General features: G+C 48.3%; 22 protein-coding genes. 11 read left to right on the forward strand and 11 right to left on the reverse strand.

The window, feature by feature from the left end:
* Positions 1-47: 47 nt before the first annotated feature.
* A complete protein-coding gene (locus PTW35_RS23545) occupies positions 48-2885 on the reverse strand; it encodes an ATP-binding protein (RefSeq protein WP_281027711.1) in 2838 nt (945 codons plus the stop codon).
* 53 nt (positions 2886-2938) lie between these two features.
* On the opposite strand from PTW35_RS23545, the gene PTW35_RS23550 reads away from it, so the two are divergent.
* Both PTW35_RS23550 and PTW35_RS23555 read left to right on the forward strand, forming a co-directional pair.
* Positions 2939-3418: a hypothetical protein gene (locus PTW35_RS23550; protein ID WP_044620900.1), complete on the forward strand. Its 480-nt coding sequence runs from the start codon at positions 2939-2941 to the stop codon at positions 3416-3418.
* Positions 3419-3421: 3 nt separating this feature from the next.
* Positions 3422-4474: a hypothetical protein gene (locus PTW35_RS23555; RefSeq protein ID WP_281027712.1), complete on the forward strand. Its 1053-nt coding sequence runs from the start codon at positions 3422-3424 to the stop codon at positions 4472-4474.
* A gap of 57 nt (positions 4475-4531) precedes the next feature.
* Here the strand turns inward: PTW35_RS23555 and PTW35_RS23560 are convergent, their stop codons facing one another.
* Complete coding sequence (locus PTW35_RS23560; protein ID WP_281027713.1) at positions 4532-5446, reverse strand: ROK family protein; 915 nt, start codon at positions 5444-5446, stop codon at positions 4532-4534.
* 228 nt (positions 5447-5674) lie between these two features.
* Between PTW35_RS23560 and PTW35_RS23565 the strand changes: the two genes are divergently transcribed.
* Entirely contained in the window at positions 5675-5890 is a 216-nt protein-coding gene (locus PTW35_RS23565) for a hypothetical protein (protein WP_044620897.1), read from the forward strand.
* Between the two features lie 59 nt (positions 5891-5949).
* Here PTW35_RS23565 and PTW35_RS23570 read toward each other — a convergent pair whose 3' ends face one another.
* The 5 genes from PTW35_RS23570 to phhA all read right to left on the reverse strand — a co-directional run bounded on the left by PTW35_RS23570 (position 5950) and on the right by phhA (position 10885).
* Complete coding sequence (locus PTW35_RS23570) at positions 5950-6537, reverse strand: ABC-type transport auxiliary lipoprotein family protein (RefSeq protein WP_281027714.1); 588 nt, start codon at positions 6535-6537, stop codon at positions 5950-5952.
* The gene (gene pqiB / locus PTW35_RS23575; RefSeq protein ID WP_281027715.1) at positions 6537-8183 is read right to left on the reverse strand and encodes an intermembrane transport protein PqiB; all 1647 of its coding nucleotides are present in this window, start codon (positions 8181-8183) and stop codon (positions 6537-6539) included. Before pqiB ends, PTW35_RS23570 begins: the two co-directional genes overlap by 1 nt.
* Complete coding sequence (locus PTW35_RS23580) at positions 8176-9510, reverse strand: paraquat-inducible protein A (protein WP_281027716.1); 1335 nt, start codon at positions 9508-9510, stop codon at positions 8176-8178. Before PTW35_RS23580 ends, pqiB begins: the two co-directional genes overlap by 8 nt.
* A 172-nt stretch (positions 9511-9682) precedes the next feature.
* The gene (locus PTW35_RS23585; protein ID WP_281027717.1) at positions 9683-10027 is read right to left on the reverse strand and encodes a 4a-hydroxytetrahydrobiopterin dehydratase; all 345 of its coding nucleotides are present in this window, start codon (positions 10025-10027) and stop codon (positions 9683-9685) included.
* A gap of 9 nt (positions 10028-10036) precedes the next feature.
* Positions 10037-10885, reverse strand: a complete 849-nt coding sequence (gene phhA, locus PTW35_RS23590; protein WP_281027718.1) for a phenylalanine 4-monooxygenase — start codon at positions 10883-10885, stop codon at positions 10037-10039.
* A 390-nt stretch (positions 10886-11275) separates the two neighbouring features.
* On the opposite strand from phhA, the gene PTW35_RS23595 reads away from it, so the two are divergent.
* The 4 genes from PTW35_RS23595 (at position 11276) to PTW35_RS23610 (ending at position 16295) form a co-directional block, all read left to right on the forward strand.
* Positions 11276-12412 (forward strand): homogentisate 1,2-dioxygenase, encoded by a 1137-nt coding sequence (locus PTW35_RS23595; RefSeq protein ID WP_281027719.1) that lies wholly within the window; start codon positions 11276-11278, stop codon positions 12410-12412.
* Between the two features lie 38 nt (positions 12413-12450).
* On the forward strand, positions 12451-13482 hold the full coding sequence (locus PTW35_RS23600) for a fumarylacetoacetate hydrolase family protein (RefSeq protein WP_281027720.1): 1032 nt from the start codon (positions 12451-12453) through the stop codon (positions 13480-13482).
* A 90-nt stretch (positions 13483-13572) separates the two neighbouring features.
* Positions 13573-14244 carry a maleylacetoacetate isomerase gene (gene maiA / locus PTW35_RS23605; protein WP_281027721.1) on the forward strand — a complete coding sequence of 224 codons (672 nt, stop codon included), beginning with the start codon at positions 13573-13575 and terminating at the stop codon, positions 14242-14244.
* 11 nt (positions 14245-14255) lie between these two features.
* Positions 14256-16295 (forward strand): acetoacetate--CoA ligase, encoded by a 2040-nt coding sequence (locus tag PTW35_RS23610; protein ID WP_281027722.1) that lies wholly within the window; start codon positions 14256-14258, stop codon positions 16293-16295.
* Positions 16296-16399: 104 nt separating this feature from the next.
* Here PTW35_RS23610 and PTW35_RS23615 read toward each other — a convergent pair whose 3' ends face one another.
* Positions 16400-16774 carry a hypothetical protein gene (locus tag PTW35_RS23615; protein ID WP_281027723.1) on the reverse strand — a complete coding sequence of 125 codons (375 nt, stop codon included), beginning with the start codon at positions 16772-16774 and terminating at the stop codon, positions 16400-16402.
* A 126-nt stretch (positions 16775-16900) separates the two neighbouring features.
* Entirely contained in the window at positions 16901-17875 is a 975-nt protein-coding gene (locus tag PTW35_RS23620; protein ID WP_281027724.1) for a GTP-binding protein, read from the reverse strand.
* Between the two features lie 251 nt (positions 17876-18126).
* Here PTW35_RS23620 and PTW35_RS23625 point away from each other — a divergent pair, with 251 nt between their 5' ends.
* From PTW35_RS23625 to PTW35_RS23635, 3 genes are all read left to right on the forward strand, one after another.
* Positions 18127-19509 carry a TldD/PmbA family protein gene (locus tag PTW35_RS23625; RefSeq protein ID WP_281027725.1) on the forward strand — a complete coding sequence of 461 codons (1383 nt, stop codon included), beginning with the start codon at positions 18127-18129 and terminating at the stop codon, positions 19507-19509.
* A complete protein-coding gene (locus PTW35_RS23630) occupies positions 19509-20849 on the forward strand; it encodes a TldD/PmbA family protein (RefSeq protein ID WP_281027726.1) in 1341 nt (446 codons plus the stop codon). The genes PTW35_RS23625 and PTW35_RS23630 overlap by 1 nt, the downstream gene beginning before the upstream one ends.
* Positions 20850-21316: 467 nt before the next feature.
* The gene (locus tag PTW35_RS23635) at positions 21317-21580 is read left to right on the forward strand and encodes an Lpp/OprI family alanine-zipper lipoprotein (protein ID WP_039460796.1); all 264 of its coding nucleotides are present in this window, start codon (positions 21317-21319) and stop codon (positions 21578-21580) included.
* 54 nt (positions 21581-21634) lie between these two features.
* Here the strand turns inward: PTW35_RS23635 and PTW35_RS23640 are convergent, their stop codons facing one another.
* Together PTW35_RS23640 and PTW35_RS23645 are read right to left on the reverse strand one after the other, a co-directional pair.
* Positions 21635-21883: a hypothetical protein gene (locus PTW35_RS23640; RefSeq protein WP_044620881.1), complete on the reverse strand. Its 249-nt coding sequence runs from the start codon at positions 21881-21883 to the stop codon at positions 21635-21637.
* Positions 21884-21967: 84 nt separating this feature from the next.
* A complete protein-coding gene (locus PTW35_RS23645) occupies positions 21968-22423 on the reverse strand; it encodes a thioesterase family protein (RefSeq protein WP_281027727.1) in 456 nt (151 codons plus the stop codon).
* Between the two features lie 357 nt (positions 22424-22780).
* On the opposite strand from PTW35_RS23645, the gene PTW35_RS23650 reads away from it, so the two are divergent.
* Positions 22781-23851 (forward strand): Preprotein translocase subunit SecY, encoded by a 1071-nt coding sequence (locus tag PTW35_RS23650; RefSeq protein ID WP_281027728.1) that lies wholly within the window; start codon positions 22781-22783, stop codon positions 23849-23851.
* The last annotated feature ends 90 nt before the right edge of the window (positions 23852-23941 follow it).

Raw genomic sequence — 23941 nt, forward strand, 5'->3', positions numbered from 1 at the left:
TGTAAGAGATATCTCACATTGAAGCAGGATAAAGGGGTCAATTGGCACTAAATAGCCCGTTCCTGATCATCCTCAGTAGGCTCAAGCCCTTCAAGCTTCTCGAGTAAAACTTCTTTCTTAAACGGTTTTGCCACATAGTCATTCATGCCAACCTCGTAACATTTCGATATGTCCTCATCAAGAACACTGGCCGTCAGGGCGATGATATGCAAACTCGCCTGTCCCGTTTTCTTTTCCCACTCTCGAATGGCTGTTGTCGCCGTGAATCCATCCATTACAGGCATCATGCAATCCATTAGCACGGCATAGTAGCTATTGCCTTTTTTGACCATATCAAGGGCCTGCTGCCCGTTGTTGGCAATATCAAATTGGTACCCTGATTTCTTCAAGAATAAACTGGCAACTTTTTGGTTTACCGCATTATCTTCAACAATTAGCACCTTGGGCTTTACCGATAACACCGACTCTTCTTGTCGTAGGCCGTTTATGGCGTCTATCTCTTGCTCAAGCAAAACTTGCTTTACGGCAGACTCAGAGGGTGGGATGCTGACTGCATAATCATTATCGGGATCCTTGGCTATAGTTGGCTCCTGCCCTGCCGACAAAGCCACGGCCTTTTGCTTCAACGCTTTTTTAACACTCTTTACCAAGCGCTTGCCAAAAAATGGCAGGGTTACAATACCTGAGATCACGCTACCAAAATCGCATTGCTCATCGCGATGGTCAATACACAAAATGATAGGCAAATTCGGCATTATCGTCTTAATCAGACCAAGATCATATCTCGTTTGCTTGGTACTTTGCTGACAGTAGAAAATCACATCAACATCATTTTCATACCTTGTCGAAAGCTCTGGTACATCGGTTACATAGGCTACCATTCCCAGCCCTTTACACTCAGGTTCAATACGCTGTGCTGCGGCTTTGTTCGGCCCCAAAACCAGTGCTCGGCAGGCTTGCAAATCAGCCTCGCCAGGTTCGTTCTCCTCGCAGACATCTACCTCTAAACTGAAGAAAAATCGGCTACCCAGCCCCTTTTCCGATTCAAGCTCCAAATGGCCACCCAGTAATTCAACAAGCTGGCGGCAAATAGCCAACCCCAATCCGGTTCCGCCAAATTGACGTGTAATCGAGCCGTCCTCCTGGGTAAATGGGGCAAATACCTGATCCTGTTTGTCCTTATCAATACCTATGCCGGTATCTATCATGGAGAAACGAAGCTGAACACGGCCTTCTTGTTGGCTGATACAATCGATCTCAAGAGTCACCCCCCCCTTCTGGGTAAATTTCACCGCATTGGAAGCCAAATTCATCAGCACTTGCCTTAAGCGATACTCATCCAGAATAACCACTGCCGGTAGCTCCGGATCGACTTTTACTTCAAGGTTTAGTTTGCTCGCTGTTGCCTTAGCCAATACAACAGTCATCGTATCGTAGGCAACCTCAGCCAACCGGCACTCACTTGGCGACAACACTAAGTTACCCGATTCAATTTTCGACAAATCCAGAATATCGTTAATTAACAACAATAGCGTTTGGGAGGAAGTCTCAATGGTTTGAACATATTCCGCTTGGGAGGGACTCAAGTCGGTATCAACCAAGATGCCTGACATCCCTATAATGCCATTGAGCGGCGTGCGGATCTCATGGGACATATTGGCCAAAAATGAGCTCTTGGCCAAATTAGCCTTTTCCGCTTCTTCTTTTGCTTGGAGAAGCTTATTATGGTTGGCAATCCGCTCCTCAATCATGCCGTTTAGTTGGTGGCTAAAAACGGTAAACTCGTCTTTGCCGTCCACTTTTATTTTCGCGACCGAGTGATCTTTATTACTGGTTTCAAGCAGCGCCATTGCTTTTAGTATCCGGTTTAAGTACGAGCCAATCCGCCTAATAAGATTAACCCCTAGCCAAATAATCATAATAACAGAGACTAAGATCACTCCGGCATACAGCCAAATAAGCCCCTTCGACTGGCTAATACTCGCCTGAATATCCTGTGCCAGCTGGCGGCTGACCTCTGTCACAACAAACTGTATCAAGGTATACCGTTCATCCAAGGCGGAAAGCGAATTATTCTCACCAAAACCAGTAAAAGTCCCCAAAAATATACTTTCACGTAACTTATAACTGGCTGCGAATACCGGATTAGCAAACGTTCTGCGCAATAACTCAATCTGTGCCGGGTTCGCGTTAATAGATAAATAACGCTCAATGATTAATTGCTGCCGTTCTATAAGTGTGTCCAATTGCTCCTTGTAATCCGACGCTTGCTCTGACTGGGTGGCAATCATACGGATATACCAATTTTCTTGCTGCGCCCATAACTGCAGCCATTGAAGTTGGTACAAAATAGATAGCTTTTGTTCAATATTGGCGTCGGCAACGTCGATGGGAGCTTTTTCAAGCGATACTAGGTTTTGGATAACAAGATCAAACCCCCAATCAGACCAATCATTCAATTCCATTATTTCAACATATTCATACTCGGAGATAAGATCTTTCATCTCCTCACTGGTGGATAACGCCTCAGCAGATTGAGTACTAGAAAAAGCACGGGGAATAATAGCTGAATACTGTGATGCTTGTTCAAGTATATTTGAAACTGTTTCATCTATTTCATTACCGGATAGTCTATTAATTTTCAGTTCATGAACAGAATTTGAAAACTTCGAATTTGCCTTTAACAAATCCAACCGAGCCGTTAATTTATTCAATGAAGTAACTTTGTCGAACAGACTAGAAATTTCAATGGCTGCAAAGACACCGGAAAACGTAAGTGGCAGAACAACAAGAGAAATCAGCCTTAATTTTATCGAAAACCGATTCAGCAACCCCATAACCTCACCTTGATCAAAAAATTCAATCTTGCCTATTTGTACTAACATCAATGTCTACTAACATTTATAGCAGGAATGAACATGATGATGGAACTAATTCAATGATCAAAGGATTGACTTTAAAAAGTTTATTGCCTTTCACGACATTATTGACACTAGCATCAATAATTAGCCCTCCGTCTTTTGCCAACGATAATGCAAAAGATATTGAGTTTGCCGTTTTTTCATTAAATGAAGAGATCCCAGCTTTAACAAAAAGTAAAGCCAGAATGCTCTACAAAGGAAAAACCAAGAAACTTAACGGCAGTATTAAAATTGTTTTAGTTGACTTGCCCGAAAAGTCTATTCATCGCGAAGAATTCTACAACATGCTGTTAGGCAAATCCGTTTCGCAAATGAACGGATATTGGGCCAGCCTGTCATTTTCTGGCAAAGGAGCCCCGCCAGAGGAACTAAGCAGTGATGATATAAAAGAAATCATCGAATGGCTTAATAAGAACCCCAACGGGATTGCCTATGCTCCTGTCAGTGCCGTGCCAGAAAATGCCAATATTCTCATTACAGTCTTACAAGGAGAGTAAGATATGACTCAAAAATCATTGCTTGCACTCGCTGTACTTGTATCGCCTTTAACCAGTGTGGCAGCTATACAAATCACCGATAATTTTTCCATCAGTGGCTTTGGTTCTACCTCTATCACCAAGTCAGATAACAGCACTCCTTTGTTTGTACACCGTGAAATCACCGATGAGACATGCTACGACTGCGACACCACCTTCGGCCTTCAAGCTGACCTTTCAATCATCGAAGATGTCAATGCCTCGGTTCAGGTGGTCAAGCGGCCACAAGATCATTGGTCTGATGTCGAATTAGAATGGGCATACCTAAACTACGAGGTAAACCAGTTTTCCTTTCGCGGAGGCAGGTTGCGCATACCGCTATTTCTTATTTCGGAATATTACTATATCGGCCAAGCCTACCCTTGGGCCCGTCCGCCCCAAGAGGTATATGACAGTATTCTCGGCTTTACCTCATACGAAGGGATCAGTGCCTCCTGGTTGTGGGACGTCAATGATGAAGCTGTTGTGAGAATAACGCCTTACTATGGCTTTGGTAATGACAACAAAGTCAAATTCAGCGGCGCCCGGTTCAACTTCAAAACTGACTATCTGGCAGGGCTATCTGCAGAGCTCAGCGGGTTCAACTACCGCGTGCATTTTGGCTACTTAAATTCAAAGTACTTAATGTCCCCTAGCTCGTCTTCCGAAAAAGAAACATTGAATATCTACACCCTTGGTGGCGAATACTCGATGGATGACTGGCTATTTATGTCAGAAGTACAAACAGACGATCTACAGACCAATTGGTATGTCAGTGCCGCTTACAGCGTCGATAAATTCACACCTTATCTGGTCTATGGAGAAAGCCACCACCGCCGTAAGTCAAACAGTGTAACCGCTGGAATACGTTATGACCTAACCCACAAGATTTCACTCAATGCCGAATGGCAAGGCATCTATATGGACAGGGAAGATTACAACGCCGGTAACGAGGGGCAATTTGTCACGGCGCCAATTCATTACAATGAAGACAAAGATGTTCAAGTGTATACGGTTATGATTAACTTTATTTTCTAATTGCCCCAAACAGACCAGAGCGCTTCAGGCCAATCGCCTGAAGCACTGGCAGCTCAGCTACTTCACTAACATGGCAGCACCGAAAACCCCGGCGCTGTCGCCCAACGCGGGCTTGGCCAGTACCGTATTGAGAACAGGATTGAACAAATGCGGTAAAATCGCCTCGCGCCCCTCGGTATACAGGGATTCAATGTTTCCTACCCCACCGCCTACGACGATCACATCTGGATCCAGCACATTGATAATTGTCGCAACCGCCCGACCAAACTGCTGGTGCATGCGGTCAATCGTCTGCCGCGCCAACTCATCGCCCTGACTTGCCAATGCCACTATCTCCGGAAGATTTCGAGAAACAGCTGGATAACCACTGTTCTCTCGGTAGTAACGCTCTAGTCCTTTTCCCGACAACACAGTTTCAACACAGCCATTTTTACCGCAATAACAAGGTGCGCCATCAGCTTCGAGCACATTATGCCCCCACTCGCCTGCGATACCATGACAGCCATTGAGCACCTTGCCGTTAACAACAATACCACTACCGACGCCTGTCCCCATAATGATACCGAATACCACTTCAGCATCAGGCTTTATGTCCTGGACCACCCCCAGTGTTGCTTCTGCCAGGGCAAAGCAATTAGCGTCGTTGGCCAAACGCACGGGGATCCCCAGTAGTGACGCCAAGTCTTGATCCAACGGCTGGCCATTGAGATGGGTCGAGTTACAGTTTTTCATGGTGCCGGTTGCCGGATCCAAGGTTCCAGGCGTGCCAAAACCAACAATTTTAGGGTACTCACCCACCTCCTCGGCGCATGAGTCGATCAACTTCTTAATCTGTCCGAGCACATGCTGATAGCCACCTTCGCCCTCGGTGGGCAGGCGCTTACGCAACATACAGTGGTCATCAGTATATTGCATGACAGCACACTCGATTTTTGTCCCGCCCAGATCAATACCCCAATAATATTTGCTCATAACTCTCCCGCTTTGTGGCTTGCCGCTCTATATGGCTACAGATTTCAGTAGATACAGTCCATGCTGCTGCAATGGAGTATGTGTCGCGCTTTCACCTCTGCACTGCAAAGCGCGCAAAATCAGCCATACTTATACCAAAACATAATGGTTACTGATGTCTAATCATCGTCATTTTAAGCAATTAACACGCTGATTAATCGACAATACAACATATTTTGGAGATTTGTGATGTTTCTAAGAGAGTCACGCACTGGTGATTTAGTTGACGTCATCGACATGTCTTCTTTGGTCAACCCCTTCTCCTCACATGTCAAAGTGCAGTATCAATCCGGCGAAGATCTTGCCGATCCGGTTACTGTCGACAAACAAAGTTTGGCTTTTCCTTCTGGTGAGGAATTACCAGAGTGCTGGATAAACGGCTATTACAGGCATAGTCAACGATAACCAAACAAAAGAGCCCTCTGATGAGGGCTCTTTTTTCAGCAAATCAAATCGGACCCGATTTACATCGCCAGACTATTAATGCTCTGGCTGATCTGGTTGGTTAAACGCGCCACGCCTTCAGCCAATGCTTTCACCTGTGCATCATAGCCATCTTGCTCGAGTGGGACTTGAATGAAAAACGGCTGCCTTGCCAAGGCTTCACCTTGCTTATCAACCAGTAGCCATTGTCCGCTCAATCTTGCGCCACCGCTGTAGTGACCGTTGAACTGGGTAAACTTCACCTGAAGTTTCGGCAAATTGCCGCTATTTACAACAGGAGTCAGCTCATCGAACCAGTATCTTGATTGCTTCTGGCGTAAATCCTGAGTAATGATCCGTGTCAGCTGACGCGATAAGCTTTCTGCCCATAAGTTTTGCTGAGCCTGGACCACTTCGGTTTCACTGCTTTGGTAAACAAGCCCAGTTCCCGCCAGATGCTCGGCTACTTCAACGGGGCGAACAATAACCACCGGTTGATGCTTGTTGGCAAACGCCATGGTTAAATCACTGCTGTGATCAGGCAGCAAATACGTTTTCGTCACTGGCTCTGTAGAGCTGCAGCCCGCTACCGCCAACAGGGCAAGCGCTAGAATTATTCCCTTGTTCATTATTGACGTCCTCCGACAGGAATGGGATCAGCTGCTTTTTCCCCGCTGAAAATCAGTGAGTTGGGTTTTTCATTTATCTGCCGCAATACAGGCTGTAGCTCTGCCATCACTTGTTCAAACTGTATCAATGCCTGCTCCAAATTCTGATAAGGTGCACCATCGGGACTGTAGCCGTTAAGAGTATCTTGGATCTGCTGCAAGCTTTCACGAATTTCACCCGGTATTGCCTTGGTGTCTTTCTGTGCCAGTAAGCTGTTGAGCTCTGTTGCAACTTTTTCAGCCGCTAGTAATGTCTTCTGCGATGTTTCCAGCGTTTTGTTCAGGGTCTGCAAGGTATCTTCAACGGGTAAATTGTTGATCTTTTTCAATATTGAAGTGATCTCTTTTTGAATCTGTGCAAAACCGCCAGCCTTGGTCGGAAAAACATCATACTCACCATAATTACGGTGTTTATATTTTTTCTCTTCAGGATAGACCTCAACATCCACTAATAAGGCACCGGTTAGGATATTCGCAGTTTTCAATGACCCGCGCAGGCCATAACTAAACTCTTCTTCGAGGCTAGCCCTAAGCTTCTCTAAATTATCGTATTTCACATGGGCAATCACCCTGTCCAATTCGATACGTACCAGTACCGGAATTTGCCGATTAGAAAAACTTTTCTCCTCACTCATAATATCCAGAGGCACTTTACGCACCGTACCGATTTGAATACCGCGATACTCAACAGGCGCACCAGGTTTCAAGCCCCGTACGGACTCATCAAATAGCATAACGTATTCAAGGTAATCTTCGAAAAATCGCTCACGCACTTGCTTGATGTTGTCATATAAACGGAACTTAGATTTATCTTTGGTAATAAGCTCACCGGGCTCTCGCCCCTGAGGCACACGAAAGCTCACCCCGCCAGTGATCAGTGATTCGATCGAGCCAATTTTCAAATTGAACCCTTCCGCCGACATTTGCAGCTCAACCCCGGAGGTCAACCAAAAACGGGTACTTTTCCTTATCAGGCTGTTATATGGCTCGAAAATAAATAGCTGGTAGTGGGCTTTTTTACTTTCCGTATCAAAGCTCACATTTTCAACCCGCCCCACCGTAAAGCCCTCATAAAGCACCGGGTCACCCACTCCCAGCTTACCCGCTTCATTATGGCTCAGGATCAAACGCAGCCCCTTGGCATCTGGCGGCGCAACCGGTGGGACGTCCAGCACATCGAAGGTAAATTGTTCTTTCTCACTTTTACCTGGTTGCAGTTGGATGTATGCCCCCGATAACAAGGTATCCAACCCGGACACCCCTGACTTTCCGATGCGCGGCTTTACCACCCAAAATAAAGAGTCTTCCTTGAGCATCCGGGCTGCGTCTTTATCCATTTGCGCTGTCACTTGAATAGCACTGTAGTCCTCATTTAAGGTTACCGCCGTGACCACACCGACTTTAACGTTCAACGCTTTAATTTCAGTTTTACCAACCTCAATACCCTCAGCAGTATCGATATTCAATACAATTTCAGGCCCTTGGCTAGTGATAAACTGAATCAGCATCCATATACCAATCCCGACGGCAATAACAGGTACCAACCATATCGACGATATTTGTTTAATGGCTTCTTTCTTAGCCTGGGGAGATGAGGTTTCACTCATAACTGTTTTTCTCTTTATTATTGTTCACATAGCCTGCGGGGGAGACAAACGCCGAATCCTTGGGCCAAAACACACGGGGATCAAAAGACATTGCTGAGATCATAGTCAGTAGAACAACACAGGCAAACGATAATGCAGCAGGGCCTGGGTAAATTGCCATTAAGTTCTGAAGTTGAACCAAGGCCACCAAAATCGCCACCACAAAAATATCAATCATCGACCAACGACCAATAAACTCTGTCATTCGATACACCTTTAACTTTCGCACCGCTTTCTTTTCATCGAGGCTGCCACCTTTCCCAGCCATGATATACAGCCAAGACAGCGCAATAATTTTTGCCAGCGGAATGACCACACTTGCCAGAAAAATAACTGCCGCTATGGGATATGACTTTAATTGCCATAACAACACAACCCCGCCCAGTATGGTTGAGCCTTCTGCTTTGCCCAAACTGACGGTATACATCATGGGATAAAGATTGGCGGGAATAAAAAAGACAGCGGCGGCGATAAGCAACGCCCAGGACCGCTGCAACATCTGCTGAGGCTCGTAGGGGTGGAGCCGGCCATGGCAGCGGATACAGCGAGCATGCTTCTCTTCCGTCAGCGGATTGAGTTGCGAGCACACATGGCAGCTGACATGGTTATAACTGTTGTGGCAATCACCGGCCTTTACGCCATCCTGCGGCTCGAGAGGAAGAAACTGCAACCATAGCCAGGTACGATCAGCCATCGAGACGCATTTCACCACCAGCATGGTATAGAGGCAAAACGCCCAAAACGACATCCCCAGTCCGATATCCGCCAACGACGCAATTTTTATCAAGCTGACCAATACCCCAATTAAAAACACATCAACCATCAACCAAGGTTCAATCCGGATCATTAGCCGACATAACTTTTTCTCCCACAAGGCAATAGGCTTTTCTCCCGGATACTTTAGCCGCTGGCCTGCACGGAAATACAAATATAGCAGCGAGACCAAATACAAAGCCGGCAACACTAATACCGTTAACAGGAGCAAAAGTGCCAGCAAACTATTTTGAAAAACACTGAGCATTTCTGCCGAATGCATCAGGGTGATTTCCTGGCTGATCCCCTTCACGCTGAACGACATAAAAGGGAAACTGATGCTGGCAACAAGCATTACCAAGCTCGCCAAACCATAAGACAGTGGCCGCTGAAATGGCTGGGCTATGCGTTTAACCAGAGTGTGATGGCACCTTGGACAAACCGACTTCTCATCATCGCCGAGCTCAGGCAACGCCACCACTAATCCACACTCCTCACAGCCGACTAGCGCTTGTCGTTGTTGTGGTTTACCCATTTGTACCTCAATTCACCTTGCATCGGGCAAGGCAACATTATCAATTAGCGTTATTTTACTTTATTTAAGTTAGTATACCCAAGTGGCATTAAGTTGCTTAACTGCAACACATAACTGAAAAAGCACCCGATTGCTTCGAGTGCTTTATAGAAGTAAGCGGTTTGTTTTAACGTTAACCCGCAGTGAAAAGCTGGTCAGTTTTGGCCGCGCAGATAAAATCATTCTTGTGTAGCCCTTTGGCCGAATGGCTCCACCAGCGAACCCTTACCTTACCCCACTCAAGGGTAATTTCAGGATGGTGAAACTCTGCTTCAGCCAGCGCTGCAACCCTGTCAGTGAATGCCCAGGCCATTTTAAAATTCTTGAAAGTAAATTGCCGTTCAAGCTGTTCAACACCATCAACTTCAACCGCCTGCCATTCTGGCAAAGTGGCGAGCAGTGCTATTTTTTCATTTTCTGTCACCTTAGGTGCTCCAGCATGGCAGGCTTCGCACTTGAGTTCATGTAGTTCAATCATTGATTCCCCTTAACTCACTTCCTTGATTTTGCTTTCAAACAGTGGCTCATGTAATCCCAGCTTCTGTGCCTCAGTGACCAACTGCATGATATCTTGGTGGGCCAACTCGTAGAGCTGGTTAATATCCTCAAGAATAAAATAGAGCGGCTGCATGATGTCGATCCGGTAAGGCGTACGCATGATATCAATAGGCTCAAACGGTTTATAAAGAGGCCTAGGCTGGTGCGCTTTACTGTCCAGCTTATCAAGCTTGTCCGAGGCCATTTGCCCGGTTAACGCATAGCGCGTTTCGCCGGGGGACGACAGAATGCCTCCACCATATATGCGCAACCCTTCTTGCTGCTGCAGCAGTCCAAATTCAACTGTAAACCAGTATAGCCTTGCCAAGTAGACTCTTTGCGCAGAATTCGCCTTGGCTCCCAATTTTCCGTACGTATGGGTAAAGGCGGCAAAGGCCGGGTTGGTCAGCATGGCACAGTGGCCAAAGATTTCGTGGAAAAAGTCTGGCTCCTGCAGATAGTCAAACTCTTCCCTTCGCCGCAAAAACGTGGCGACAGGAAATTGCTTGTTGGCTAACAACCTGAAGAAACGATCAAAGTTTATCAAGGCTGGGACAGCAACACACTCCCACCCCGTGGTGGACTGCAATACCCGGTTTATTTCCACCAATTGCGGTGCTCGCTGCTGGGGTAAATCGAGTAATTCCAGACCGTCGATATACGCCTGGCAGGCTCTTCCTTCGATACATGCCAATTGGCGCTCAACCAGATCGTGCCACACTTGGTTTTCAGATCGGTCCCAATGGATCACACCCTGTTCATCTGGCTTTTTTGAGACATATTTTGTTCCGCTACCCATAATTGACCTTCTTTGTTCTGCTGCCTCGCCCTGGCAAATCAACATTCCGCTAATATCATGTTCGTTTCCTTTAGATTAGGTCGCTTAGCCAACCCACCGACAGTCGTTCTTAGCAATGAAACTCCGGCAAAACGTAACAATTATTTTACAGAACATTATCCACCCTATACTGGCAGCCGGTACGAGTACACATCATTCAATGACTTAAAAACAGCTCAGCAACATGCAAGCGAACAATCATGGCTTGTAAATCAATACGGACACTGGTTGGTGAATTCAGTTAAGGCTTCAAGTTGCCTTGCCCGAATGACTGCGCCAGAGTTAAGCCATTGAGCTAACATTTAATTAACACGGTCAATGTGGAATGACTGTGATCACGAGGGATATGCAATGCGGCAATGGTTTCAATTTCCAATCACCGAGGGAGAGGCTTCTCGCCAAGCACATTGTGACTTGCCTGAAGGTACGTTCGAACGTGAGTGCGGCCGAGAAGGTTTTTTTGGCCCAGCAAGCCATATGTATCACCGCCACCCTCCAACAGGGTGGATAGACTGGGATGGTCCCCTACGCCCCAGGGCAATAGACACTAATCAAATCCCCTCTGAAGGGGCCTCGCCTTGGGATGCCTCGCTTATCCTGTTCAACAATAACCTCAAGTTTCGGGTTTGGCACTGCGACAGAGCCATGGAAGATCTCGCGCGAAATGGCGATGGCGACGAAGTGCTATTCATCCATCATGGGTGTGGCGATTTGTTCTGCGATTATGGCCATATGACCTTCCGAGACGGCGATTATATTGTACTACCTAGGGCAACGAGTTGGCGGATAGAACCCAAGGCCCCTGTCACCATGCTGCTCATCGAGGCAACGAACAGTGCCTATCAGATGGCAGAACGCGGCATAGTCGGCCAGCATGCCGTCTATGATCCGGCCGTATTGGAATATGCCAGGATCAATGATGCCTTCCTCCACCAGCAGAATGACAACCGGTACTGGAAAGTCCAACTCAAGGCCCGTAACCAACTTAACACTATTACTTATCCCTATAACCCACTCGATGCACAAGGTTGGAAAGGTAACCTGACGGCCTTCAAGCTTAACTGGCGCGATATCAGACCGCTGATGAGCCACCGCTATCACCTCCCCCCTTCGGCCCATACCACTTTTGTTGCCGATGGTTTTGTGATTTGTACCTTTGTGCCTCGGCCAATCGAAAGCGATCCGAATGCCTTGAAAGTACCCTTCTACCATAACAACGATGATTTCGATGAAGTCCTGTTCTATCACCGGGGTAACTTCTTCAGCAGAGACAATATCGAAGCCGGCATGATCACCCATCACCCCTGCGGCTTCTCCCACGGCCCCCACCCCAAAGCACTGGCAGCCAGCATGACCGCGCCGAAAAAAGAGACCGATGAAGTGGCGGTCATGATCGACGCCCGCTGGCCGCTGGAAGTCGCCCCTTTGCCCGACGGGGCTGAAAACACAAATTATGTCTTTTCATGGCAGGGCAACAACGCGGAGTAGCCAAGCCAAGCTAAATCGAAAATATTAAGGAGACGAACGTGAAACTTGCATCGCTCAACCACGGCCGCGACGGCCAACTCATTGTGGTTTCCCGTGACCTGAAAATGGCTGTACATGCCCATGACATCGCGCCAACATTGCAATTCGCCCTCGATAACTGGCACGAAGTCGAAGCGGACTTGCAGCATTTATACCGCAACCTCAATGACGGTATCGCGCAACATACCTTCCCTTTCAATCCGGCTTTATGCAGCTCCCCCCTTCCGCGGGCCTATCAGTGGGCCGATGGTAGCGCTTACGTTAACCATGTCGAGCTAGTCCGTAAGGCCAGGGGGGCGGACATGCCGGAGAGTTTCTGGACCGATCCCTTGATTTACCAAGGCATGTCAGATGGTTTCTTGGCTCCTACCGAAGATATCAAGGTTGCCGACGAGCAATGGGGGATCGATTTTGAAGGGGAAATAGCCATTATCACCGACGATATTGCGATGGGCACCCGCACCGAAGAAGTCCATGGCCATATCAAGCTGCTGATGCTGGTCAACGATGTCTCGCTGCGCAACCTGATCCCGGCTGAACTTGCCAAAGGATTTGGGTTTTTCCAGTCCAAACCGTCGTCGGCCTTCTCGCCTGTTGCCGTGACGCCGGATGAACTGGGTAACAGCTGGCATGATTACAAACTCCATCACCGGCTCACTGTTCACCTCAACGGGGAGTTATTCGGCCAGCCCCATGCCGGCACTGACATGACGTTTAATTTCGCCGAGCTTATCCAACATGTAGCCAAAAGCCGGGCCATTTTCGCCGGTAGCATAATCGGCTCGGGAACAGTCTCGAATAAGGACCGCAGCAACGGTTCGTGCTGCCTTGCCGAGCGCCGTATGTTGGAGACCTTGGAGTATGGCCATGCTGAAACGCCTTTCATGAAATTTGGCGATACGGTCAAGATCGAAATGTTTGACGACAGCGGCCACTCCATTTTCGGGGCCATAGAACAAACCGTCGCTCGATACGAACATCATTATCACGATGAAGATTTGAACCACCATAACCCACATCATCAGCAATAATTAGAAAACGGGACCGATTAACTTGGAATGAGTCCTTGGAGTAGGCACTCGGAGTTGCCGTTAGAATATTGGGGCTAAGGATAAAACAACGTGAAATTGTATGATTACTATCGCTCATCGGCATCGTACCGGGTGCGAATTGCGCTAAACATAAAGGGACTCAACTACCAACAGGTAGCGGTTTCGCTACTCGACAACGAGCAGCGCAGCACCGCCTACGCTGCACTTAACCCCAGCCAACTGGTGCCGGGCTTTTCACCCGCCGCAACAGAGCCAGCAGATGCTTTGACGCTAGAGGGGGGCTCTGGCGGTGATACCGGGATATTGGGCCAGTCGCTGGCCATCATTGAATATTTGGACGAGTATTACCCCGAGCCGGCGTTACTCCCCAGCGATCCTTGGCACAAAGCTCAATGTCGAGAGATCGCCTTGGTTGTTGCCTGTGACATTCACCCCCTGAACAATTTGCGAGTCCTTAACTATTTAAACAGTGAGCTGGGGGTCAGCCAAAATGAAAAAATGATTTGGTATCACCACTGGTTGAGACAAGGTTTCCAAAGCCTGGAAACTCTCTCTAGACGTTATCACACCCAGTTTACCTGCACTGAAACGCCTTCCCTAGCTGATATCTGCCTGATCCCTCAGCTCTACAATGCCAAGCGATTCGGATTTGACACCAAGCATTACCCAAGGCTGCTAGAGATCGAGCAACGTTGTTTGCAACTGCCTCCATTTCAACAGGCCCACCCGGATAACCAGTAAAGGAGAGAACGATGACGAACCAAGATCCTAACGGCAATGGTTATCACTCGGACACTCAGCCAAAACTGCTATGGATGCCGGAAAAAGATCGCATCCACAATAGCAGGCTGTATCAATTCATGGTTGAGTTGAGCGAGAAAAAAAACATCCTCTATCATGACTATAATCAGCTCCACCATTGGAGTGTCAGCCACAGTGAAGAATTCTGGAGCATGGTGTGGGACTTCTGCAAAGTCGAGGGGGCCAAGAAGCCCCCAGTGGCATTTTGCCCGCCAGAGAGCACAACCCCGGCCAAGGATACCCAATGGTTCCCCTATGCCAAGCTCAACTATGCCGAAAACCTGCTTCGCGACTGGCGTACCCGCGCCGCGGCGGATGCCATCATATTCCAGTGCGAAGGCGATCCCGAGCAGCGCCAGCACCTCAGTTGGCAACAGCTCTACCGGCAAACCTCGCAGGTCGCCAGTTTTCTCCATAACCATGGGGTCAAAAAAGGCGATGTCGTCGCCGGCTACCTGCCCAATATCCCCCAAACTGTCGTCGCGATGCTGGCCACAGCTTCTCTGGGGGCTATTTGGACGTCGACGTCACCGGATTTCGGTACCGAAAGCGTCATTGAGCGCTTCGGACAAACCCAACCCAAGGTGCTGTTTTTCGCCCAGGGTTACCAGTACAACGGCAAACCCGTCTCCTACCGCGACAAAGTCGCTGAGGTAAGCGCCAGTATTCCCGGGCTGGAGCATGTAGTCGAAATATCCGCAGTAGCACCTAGCCCGGGCCAATCCACCAAAACAGCCATACCAGATACCGTCAGCCAGCATTTTTGGCACGACATACTCGACAGCACGGTACCCTGCGAGCTCGGCTTCACGCCGGTCCCGTTCGACCACCCGCTCTATATCCTCTATTCGTCAGGTACAACGGGAAAACCCAAATGTATTGTGCACAGCGTTGGCGGCACCCTCCTCAACCACCTCAAGGAGCATCAGCTGCAAACTGATATCCGCTCCGGCGACCGGGTATTTTTCTTCACCACTTGCGGCTGGATGATGTGGAACTGGCTCGTATCTGGCCTTGCCTGCGGCGCGACCTTGGTGTTGTATGACGGCTCGCCCTTCTATCCCGACGGCAACGTTTTGTGGCAGCTAGCCGAGCAAGAGCAGATAACGTTGTTTGGTACCTCGGCCAAGTACCTCGAGACCTTGGAAAAGCAAGGCTATCGCCCCAAAGACAACACAGACCTGTCCTCGCTGCGTACCCTGTGCTCTACCGGCTCAGTGCTTGCCCCTGAGCAATTTGATTATGTCTATGACGCTATCCATGATGATATTCAACTCGCCAGCATTTCAGGCGGCACCGACATCTGCGGCTGCTTTGCCATTGGTAACCCTCTCGGCCCGGTTTACCGTGGTGAATGCCAAGGGTTGGCACTGGGGATGGACGTACAGGTCTTCAATGACAATGGCCAAGCGATTTACCAACAGCAAGGTGAGCTCGTCTGCCGCAACAGCTTTCCCAATCAACCGGTTGGATTCTGGAACGATCCAGACGGCAGCAAGTACCACAACGCCTATTGGAATAGCTTCCCCGGTGTTTGGCATCATGGCGACTTCGTCAGCCTATCCAGTACCGGGGGGATGGTGTTCTACGGCCGCTCCGATGCGGTTCTTAACCCTAGCGGGATAAGAATAGGTACCGCTGAAATATACCGCCAGGTAAACCGGTTGGAGGAAGTCAAAGACTCGCTGGTTATCGGCCAGAACAAAGGCACCGATGTTCGTGTTGTCTTGTTTGTCCAATTAACCGAAGGGGAACAGCTCACAGACGAGCTGAAAGCCCGTATCCAGAAGACGATCCGCGAGCACTGCTCGCCGCGCCATGTGCCGGAAGTAATCCTGGCGGTAAAAGATGTCCCCCGCACCAAGTCGGGCAAGCTGGTCGAGTTGGCCGTGCGCAATATCGTCCACAACCAACCGGTGAAAAATATCGGTGCACTGGCCAACCCTGAATCTTTGGAAGAGTTTAAGGACAGGGATGAGTTGAAGATTTAGCCTTAGGCTTAATGTGCTAACACCAGAGCCAACGTAAAAACCGCCCATACCAGTAAGCCGGTATGGGCGGTTTTATAATATACAGTCCCGAAACAAGGGCGATATTATGAGCTCTCTTTCATCGCAGAGATAACCGATGGGTCATTCAGCAAGTTAAAGAGCATGCTTTTAGCTGATGCTCGCTGGGAATCGGATAGCACCTTCTTTGGGTTTTCCCTGGCGAGGGTTAGGATATTCTTGATGAACTTGCTGTTAGTTCCGGATAGCTCATAGACAAAGCGGAGGGTATCGAGCAGCTCACCCTGAGGCAAACTGTAAACCGCCATTTCACAGCTCAGTCCATCCATCGAAAGAAAATTGTTTACCACTTCCCTACGTTCAGCATTGAACTTCTCTTTGGCTAAATGGCCGTCAATCAACGCCTGAACTCTGTCGGCGATAGCTACAGGCACTTCCATGGTTTTTGTTTCTTGATTCATTACTGATTCTCCTGCTCTCGCTGGTACACAATGCCGATACTGGTTGGTGGGATTTACCTCCAGCTCAAGCAATTTGGTTACGTTTCTTTCCTGACAACTTTAGACTAACCACCTTCAAATAAGGGGTTATAAATCTGAGATACCCAACAGTACCTGCTCTAATTCATCCCAGGGCATGAGCTGACTGTCGATCACTTCGAGGCGGCTTTCAAACCCTTCCAGAGTCACTTGGTTAACAGACACTACACCATTGTTGACGTTGAACGCGTGGCAGCCCTTGTTAGTATTAACCACGCCTTTGACCCGCTCAGCCGTCAAGTTACAGAACATGGCAAAGAGTTGGTCAAAATCAAAAGTGATTTCGGCACCAAAAATCCAGCCACAGCTGAAGTAGCCCTGACCTTTGTTTTCCTTGCGGATAAACTTCTGGTTCGGCGGCAACTGGAACTGGGGCTCCATTTCTGCATGCTCATGGTGATGGGCCTCCATTGCCGGTGCCTCGTTTTGCGCAGCCCTGTCCGTATCAAGCAGGTTGGCTGGAAACTCGCCCTGCTTGACCAGCATACTCGCCAGTTTCTTTGGCTGTTGAGTCGCCACCCAGTGCTCGAAGATACCGACATCAACCTCATCACACTCGTCAAGTTTGTTGCCAATAACAATTTCTGCCACATCGAGCTGATCGTTGAAGTTCTGGTTTTCCGTATACTTTTTATTGGAAAGGTTACGCGGGTCAACCAAAGCCACCGTCGCCTTCAAGTCGATGTAGTCCTTGAACTGGCTTGAAGTCAGAACCGAGATGATCTTATGCGGATGGCCAAGCCCTGTCGGCTCTATCAGCAGCCGGTCGGGGTTCTGACGAAGCAAGGCCGTGATCCCGACGGATGTCGGTACTCCGGCTGTACAGCACATACAGCCGCCCGGTACCTCTTTGATCATTGCGCCAGAATCGGTAAGAATGGCACCATCAATCCCGATTTCACCAAATTCGTTGACCAGAACCGCCCACTTTTCATCGGCTGGCTTGTTCTTAAGCAGGTTGAGAATCGTTGTGGTTTTGCCAACCCCAAGGAAACCGGTGATAACATTCGTTGGTATACGCATAGTGAGTGTTTTTTCCGAAAATATTGACGGCAAATTACCATGAAATGCGCCTGTGCCACAAATCAGGTTTTTGATTTATTTTGTGATTTTGACTAAGCCTATAATACAAACCCAATTTTGATTAAAAAGTCGCCCCGATTGGGCACATAACACACATTTTACCTTTTTATACCAAGCCATCATTGGCAATTGTGCTCACAGTTTGATTACATATCGTTTTCCGTGAGATTGCTAACACGCAAGGAGCATCTATGCTAAACCCTGCAACAGCGCAAGCAGTGATCGACCATGCCCTATTCCTTGGCGCCGATTTTGCCGAACTGTTCGTTGAACACCACCAGTCCAGCTCTGTCGAGCTTCTATCTGGTGATATCGACAAAGTAAATTCCGGTATCGATTTTGGTATTGGTATTCGCTTATTCTTCGGCCACAAAGTGCTTTATGGCTACACCAACAGCACCGACGAGGAAGAACTTAAACGCGTCACCAGCCTACTCGCCGCCAAAGACAAACGCGACCAAATCGCCAATGCGGGCGCACTCAACCTCAACCGCTACCAGAGCAAGCACATTTGCCACCAGCCCTTGAGCCAAAACCCGAACCTTGAGGCCAAGATTGCTTTCCTGCGCCAGTGTGATAATGCTGCGCGGGATGAAGATGACAAGATCAACCAGTTCATCGGCCGTATCTTGCAGCGCGAGCAGCAAATCGAGATTTTCAACTCAACGGGACTGCACATTGGTGATACCCGCCATTATACCCGTGTCGCGGCTACCGCCATTGCCCAGAACGGCAGCGAGCAGTCTACGGGCTTCGAAGCACCGGGGGCGCTGACGGGTTGGGAATTCAATACCCAGCTTGATGCCAGAGAGCTTGGCCAAACCGTTGCGAAACAAGCTATGGTCAAACTCTTTGCCGACAATTGCCCGTCAGGTGAAATGCCTGTCATTATCGGCAATGGGTTTGGTGGGGTCATTTTCCACGAAGCGTGTGGTCACTTGCTAGAGACAACTTCGGTTGCCAAAAAAGCCTCAGTCTTCCACGATAAAATGGGCGAAATGATTGCCAATCCTGTAGTCAGTGCGGTTGATGACGGTACGATGACCAACGAGTGGGGCTCAATCAATATCGATGACGAAGGGATGGAAACCCAGCGCACCCAATTAATCAAAGACGGTCAGTTGACCAGCTTCATGGTTGATCACATGGGCTCACTCAAAACTGGCTTTGCGCCTACCGGCTCAGGCCGTCGCGAGTCTTACAAATTTGCCCCGACTTCAAGAATGCGTAACACCTTCATCGAGCCGGGTGATAGCTCGCTGGACGAGATGATTGCTAACGTCGAAAAAGGCATTTATGCCAAGAAGATGGGCGGCGGCTCGGTGCAGCCGGGTACGGGTGAATTCAACTTTGCCGTTCAGGAGGCTTACTTGGTTGAAAACGGCCAGATCACCAAACCACTAAAATCAGCCACGTTGATCAGCACGGGACCTAAAGTGCTTAAAGAAATCTCCATGATCGGACGTGATTTTGCCTTGGCCGCAGGAATGTGTGGCTCAGTGAGCGGTTCGGTGCCAACCACCGTTGGCCAGCCAGCGCTTAAAGTGGACAACATTCTTGTAGGGGGTAACTAATGGCCGAACAACAACTGCAACACGCGATTGATCAAGTACTCGAGCGTGCCAAAGCCGCCGGTGCCGAAGCCGATGTCATTGCCAGCAGCAGCAACAACTTCTCGCTGAAAGCCAATGCGGGCGAGCTCGACGAGTACAAAGTGACATCCGGCCAGGTGATTGGCGTGCGTATCGTCAAAGATCAGCATATTGCGACTAGCTACTCTGAGTCACTAGAACCTGCCAGCCTAGATATGATGGTGGAGCATGCCCTTGCCAATGCGACCTACACTAAGCAGGATCAGCATCAAACCATTGCGTGTGCCAATAGTCAGCTTGTCACCGAGTACCCAGAGATCTATCAAACAGACACAGCAACGGTGGATGACAAAATCGCTCTGGCACTAGCGTTGGAGAAAGGCGTAGTTGAAAAACCAAACGCAACCTCTGCGCCTTACAACGGTTTCGGCGAATCCGATAGCCAGGTCATTCTAGCCAATACCCTTGGCACCCGTTGTTATCACAAAGAGCGTTCAACCTATTGTTATGCCTACACACTGTTTGAAAAAGACGGCAAGCAAGCGATGCACGGCGGCATGTCGACCGGCCGTCGTTTTGAAGAGTTAGACCCACAGTACTGTATCAACCACGGTTACGACATGGCAAAAGCCTTGCTAGATGGTGAGCCGGTGACAACCGGAAACTACAGTGTGGTGTTTGATCTCAATTGCCTAAGCAGCCTGTTTGGCGCATTTGGGATGTGCTTCTCGGGCCAATCGGCCATGAAAGGCATCAACCCATGGCGTGATTCTTTAAATTCCATGGTAGCGAGCCCATTGCTCACGATTTCCGATACTGCCTATATCGAAGGAGGCTCAGCCATCAAAGCCTTCGATAGCGAAGGTTTTGCAACTCGCGACACCATCTTGGTCGGTGAAGGACAATTGCAGAGCTTGCTCCACAACAGCCATACGGCAAACTTCTTCGGTATTGAGAATACCGCTAATGGCTCCCGCTCTGCCAAAGGTGGACTTGGCGTTTCTGCGCGACATACGGTTATCGCCACGGGTCAAAGTAGTGACACCGAACTAACTGGGGGAGAATACCTAGAGCTCATCGAGCTACAGGGTGTCCACTCGGGAGCCGATGCGGTAAGCGGTGACTTCTCATTCGGCGCCAGCGGCTTCCTATGCCGAGACGGCAAGCGCATTCAGCCTGTTCGTGGTATTACGGTCGCAGGTAACTTCTATAAAATGATCAAAGAAATTGATGCAGTCGGCGATACACTGGCCCATGATCACGGAAAACATTTCTTTGCACCTCTTATTCGCTTTAGCAAACTCAGCATTGCTGGCAAATAAGGCGCTCTAAAAATAGTCTTCACCCACCGGCAGGAGATATCCCCGCCGGTGGGCTTAATGACAGGTTTGTAATTAAAGCCTTTACCCAACCTATTATTGATATGCCCTTCTTTAATTGAATCTTAAATATCAACGCCCTTCCCCCTAGCTATGTGACTTATATCACACTTAGCCTTATCTTTACTTTCCCCTGACTTTAGCTACTAAAAAACAATCAGTTGCTGAAATTTCCATAACAATTGCATTCACATTTTTTGTTTTAATACCGCTCATACTGAAAAGCATAAATAAGACTGCTTACGTCATAAATACACCGTACAAAAAGGTATTAAAAATTAACAGAAAATCTAAAAGTGGTGCTTTTAACACATTTTTCATCTATTTTCTTGTTAAACATAATGGCTTTATGTAATGCTGATTCAGTGTTTGTAGCAGTAGTTAATATCAACCAATTGTGGAGAATAACAATGAAACGTTCTATGACTCTAGTCGCTGGCCTAATTCTAAGTGCTACTCTTATGGGCTGTTCTAGCAGCGAAGAAGCAGAGCAGCTAAGTCAACTAACAAATAAAGTTGATGCACTATCTGATCAAGTTGCCGGCCTACAGAGCCAGCAAGATCAAATGGCAGGTGCTATCAACGACACCCGCGCGACATCTGACGCGGCATACCAAGAAGCAATGCGTGCTAACCAGCGCATCGACAACATTGCTGACTCTTACAAGAAGTAATATAAAAGGTGGCGCAAGATATTGCGCCACCTTCTAAAAGATCTACCCAGGGGCTTATCCTATCGCTCTATCCGGATCAACCAAGCCATAGGTATTGATACTGGCCTCACCAAGTTCGGGCTCAAGGTAATCCCTGACCATATCAATTGATTCCGCTTCCCACATGCACTGACACAATTTGTGTCTTTCCACAATCATCGTAGCGTGAAGACGCATCCCTGATGGTGGATGAGTAAGAACACCGCTAGCTCTTTGCCAAAACAATTCAGGATCGGTAATCTCATGCTGGATAACAATATACATCCCCTACTCCTTTTGTTTTAGCAATGGCCATAATCCAATTATAGGTGGAATACAGCCGAAGCGATGTATCAACTGTGATGATAATCAATCAGTTGTGACGGCAAACTCAGCGAGCTCAGGCTGCATGGACACTATCTTTTCAACTAATGATGGGCTCAGGCTCGCGCGTTTTTGTTGCTTAAAGTTGAACATTACCACCTTTGCCGTACCTGAAGTTGTTACAGCCCCTTGCTGTTGACTGACAATTTTGTATTCCATTACAAAACTATCTCCGGTAAGTTCGGATATCCGGCTTCCGACCAATAGCTTATCGGGGTATGTCACAGGCCTACGGTACCGGCTCGAAGTCTCACTCAATACAGGGCCGGTTTGGGTTGCCTGCATTTCTTCCATCAAACCAATACCCGCAAAGTAATCTAGCCTGGCCGTTTCAAAATAGCGGAAATACACCACATTGTTTACGTGGTTTAATGCATCCATTTCCCCCCAGGCCACTGGAATTTCAGTAACGATTGGGTAACCTTCAAGTAAATTGGGCATACGCGGGTCCTTGCAATAAATTTTGTGATAACGCTATCTAACGAAAAACCTCTTACTATAAACACCTGATTTAAACATGCGTTCGACTATTAACCTACACTTGCGATAACAAGTTTGCAACATGCAAGGCAAATTATTGATGCTCCGGTGTTGTTTCTGCATTTATGATGAGTATCTTTTCTACAGTAATGAAAGCAGCGTGTAAAAATTCAGCGTTAAAACGGCAAAGGCCTTAATTTATAAGGGATAGAGGGCTATTTTACGGTATCCTAAGCCACCTTTTTCTACCTGACGATGAACAAGCGTTTTTCGGCAGGTTACTGTCGGCGCTAGCGCCAGTTACAACTATCAACAATTATGCTTTACGATAACAACATTCCAGTCCGTTACCCCAAAGGGGCTTTTGCAATGGGGACGGTGTACAGCTTTACCGGCGCATCGATTCTTGCCTCGATCATTTTCTCACTGCTGCTCTTTCTCTCGATAGATGAAGATCCCGTCATGCAAATTCTGTTTGGCGGTCTTGCGGTTATCTTCGAGCTGGGCAAGTTCTTTGCGTGGTATGAATTTGGTGAACGCCGAGCAAGGCGTAATTACGCTGGAGCCGTTTCCGCCTTTGCCTTTTATGCGGTACTCGCAGCTATCTCTATTGGTGGTTCGGTTGGTGGTATCAATAGCGCGACCAACCAAGCCCAGAGCCATGTCAATGTGCAACAGAGTCGGGTCAACAACTACAATATGCAGATCGCTGCAATTGAACGGCAAATCGAGCTTAACAATAGCGCTGCAGAGAAATATATCGAGATGGAGCGTATTGCCACCGGGGTTGCCCGCATCCAGCGTGAAAACGATGAACTTCGCGAGCAGCAGCTAAAACTTGCTGCCGAGCGGGACAGCTTGCCGGTGGTCAATCAAGGCAGCGTGATTGGCCTTATCGACAGCCTAGCCCAGTCTTTGAAGATAGAAACAGAAACTGCCCAGCTCAGCTTGGTGATTTTCCTTTCTGTCTTGCTTGATTTCTTTGCGGCATTTTTCGTTGGCCTCATCGGCGAGGAGCTTCGTTTCAGGAACCAGTTCCGCCGTGTCGGCCCTATCACTATCGATACCTATACGGATAACGAGATCAAGCAGCCAGAGCTGTTGACCAATCAGCAGCAGGAAACGGTAGGCGACGACGATGGGCAGGCTGAGCAACAGCCTGAAACCCCGGCCGAACCAGAAAAGCCGAAATCACTCTACGAACAAGCGATCGAGGCATTGAGCACCAATCAGGTCAACTGCACCAAACGTGCGGTTACCAAATACCTCAAGACCAGCAGTGATGAGGTCGACGACATCTTCAGCCGCTTTATGGAAGAAGGCATTGTCAGTAAAAAGCCGAACAACCATTACCAATGGCATGGTGTTTCCGCTACTGCCGAGGCATAGATCGCGCCCTATTTAGCGACCCCGCAATAAAAAGCCCGACTTTATCTTCATAAAGTCGGGCTTTTTCATACTGGAAGCTTGAGGAATTGA

It is taken from the genome of Photobacterium sp. DA100, from assembly GCF_029223585.1.
Classification (GTDB): domain Bacteria; phylum Pseudomonadota; class Gammaproteobacteria; order Enterobacterales; family Vibrionaceae; genus Photobacterium.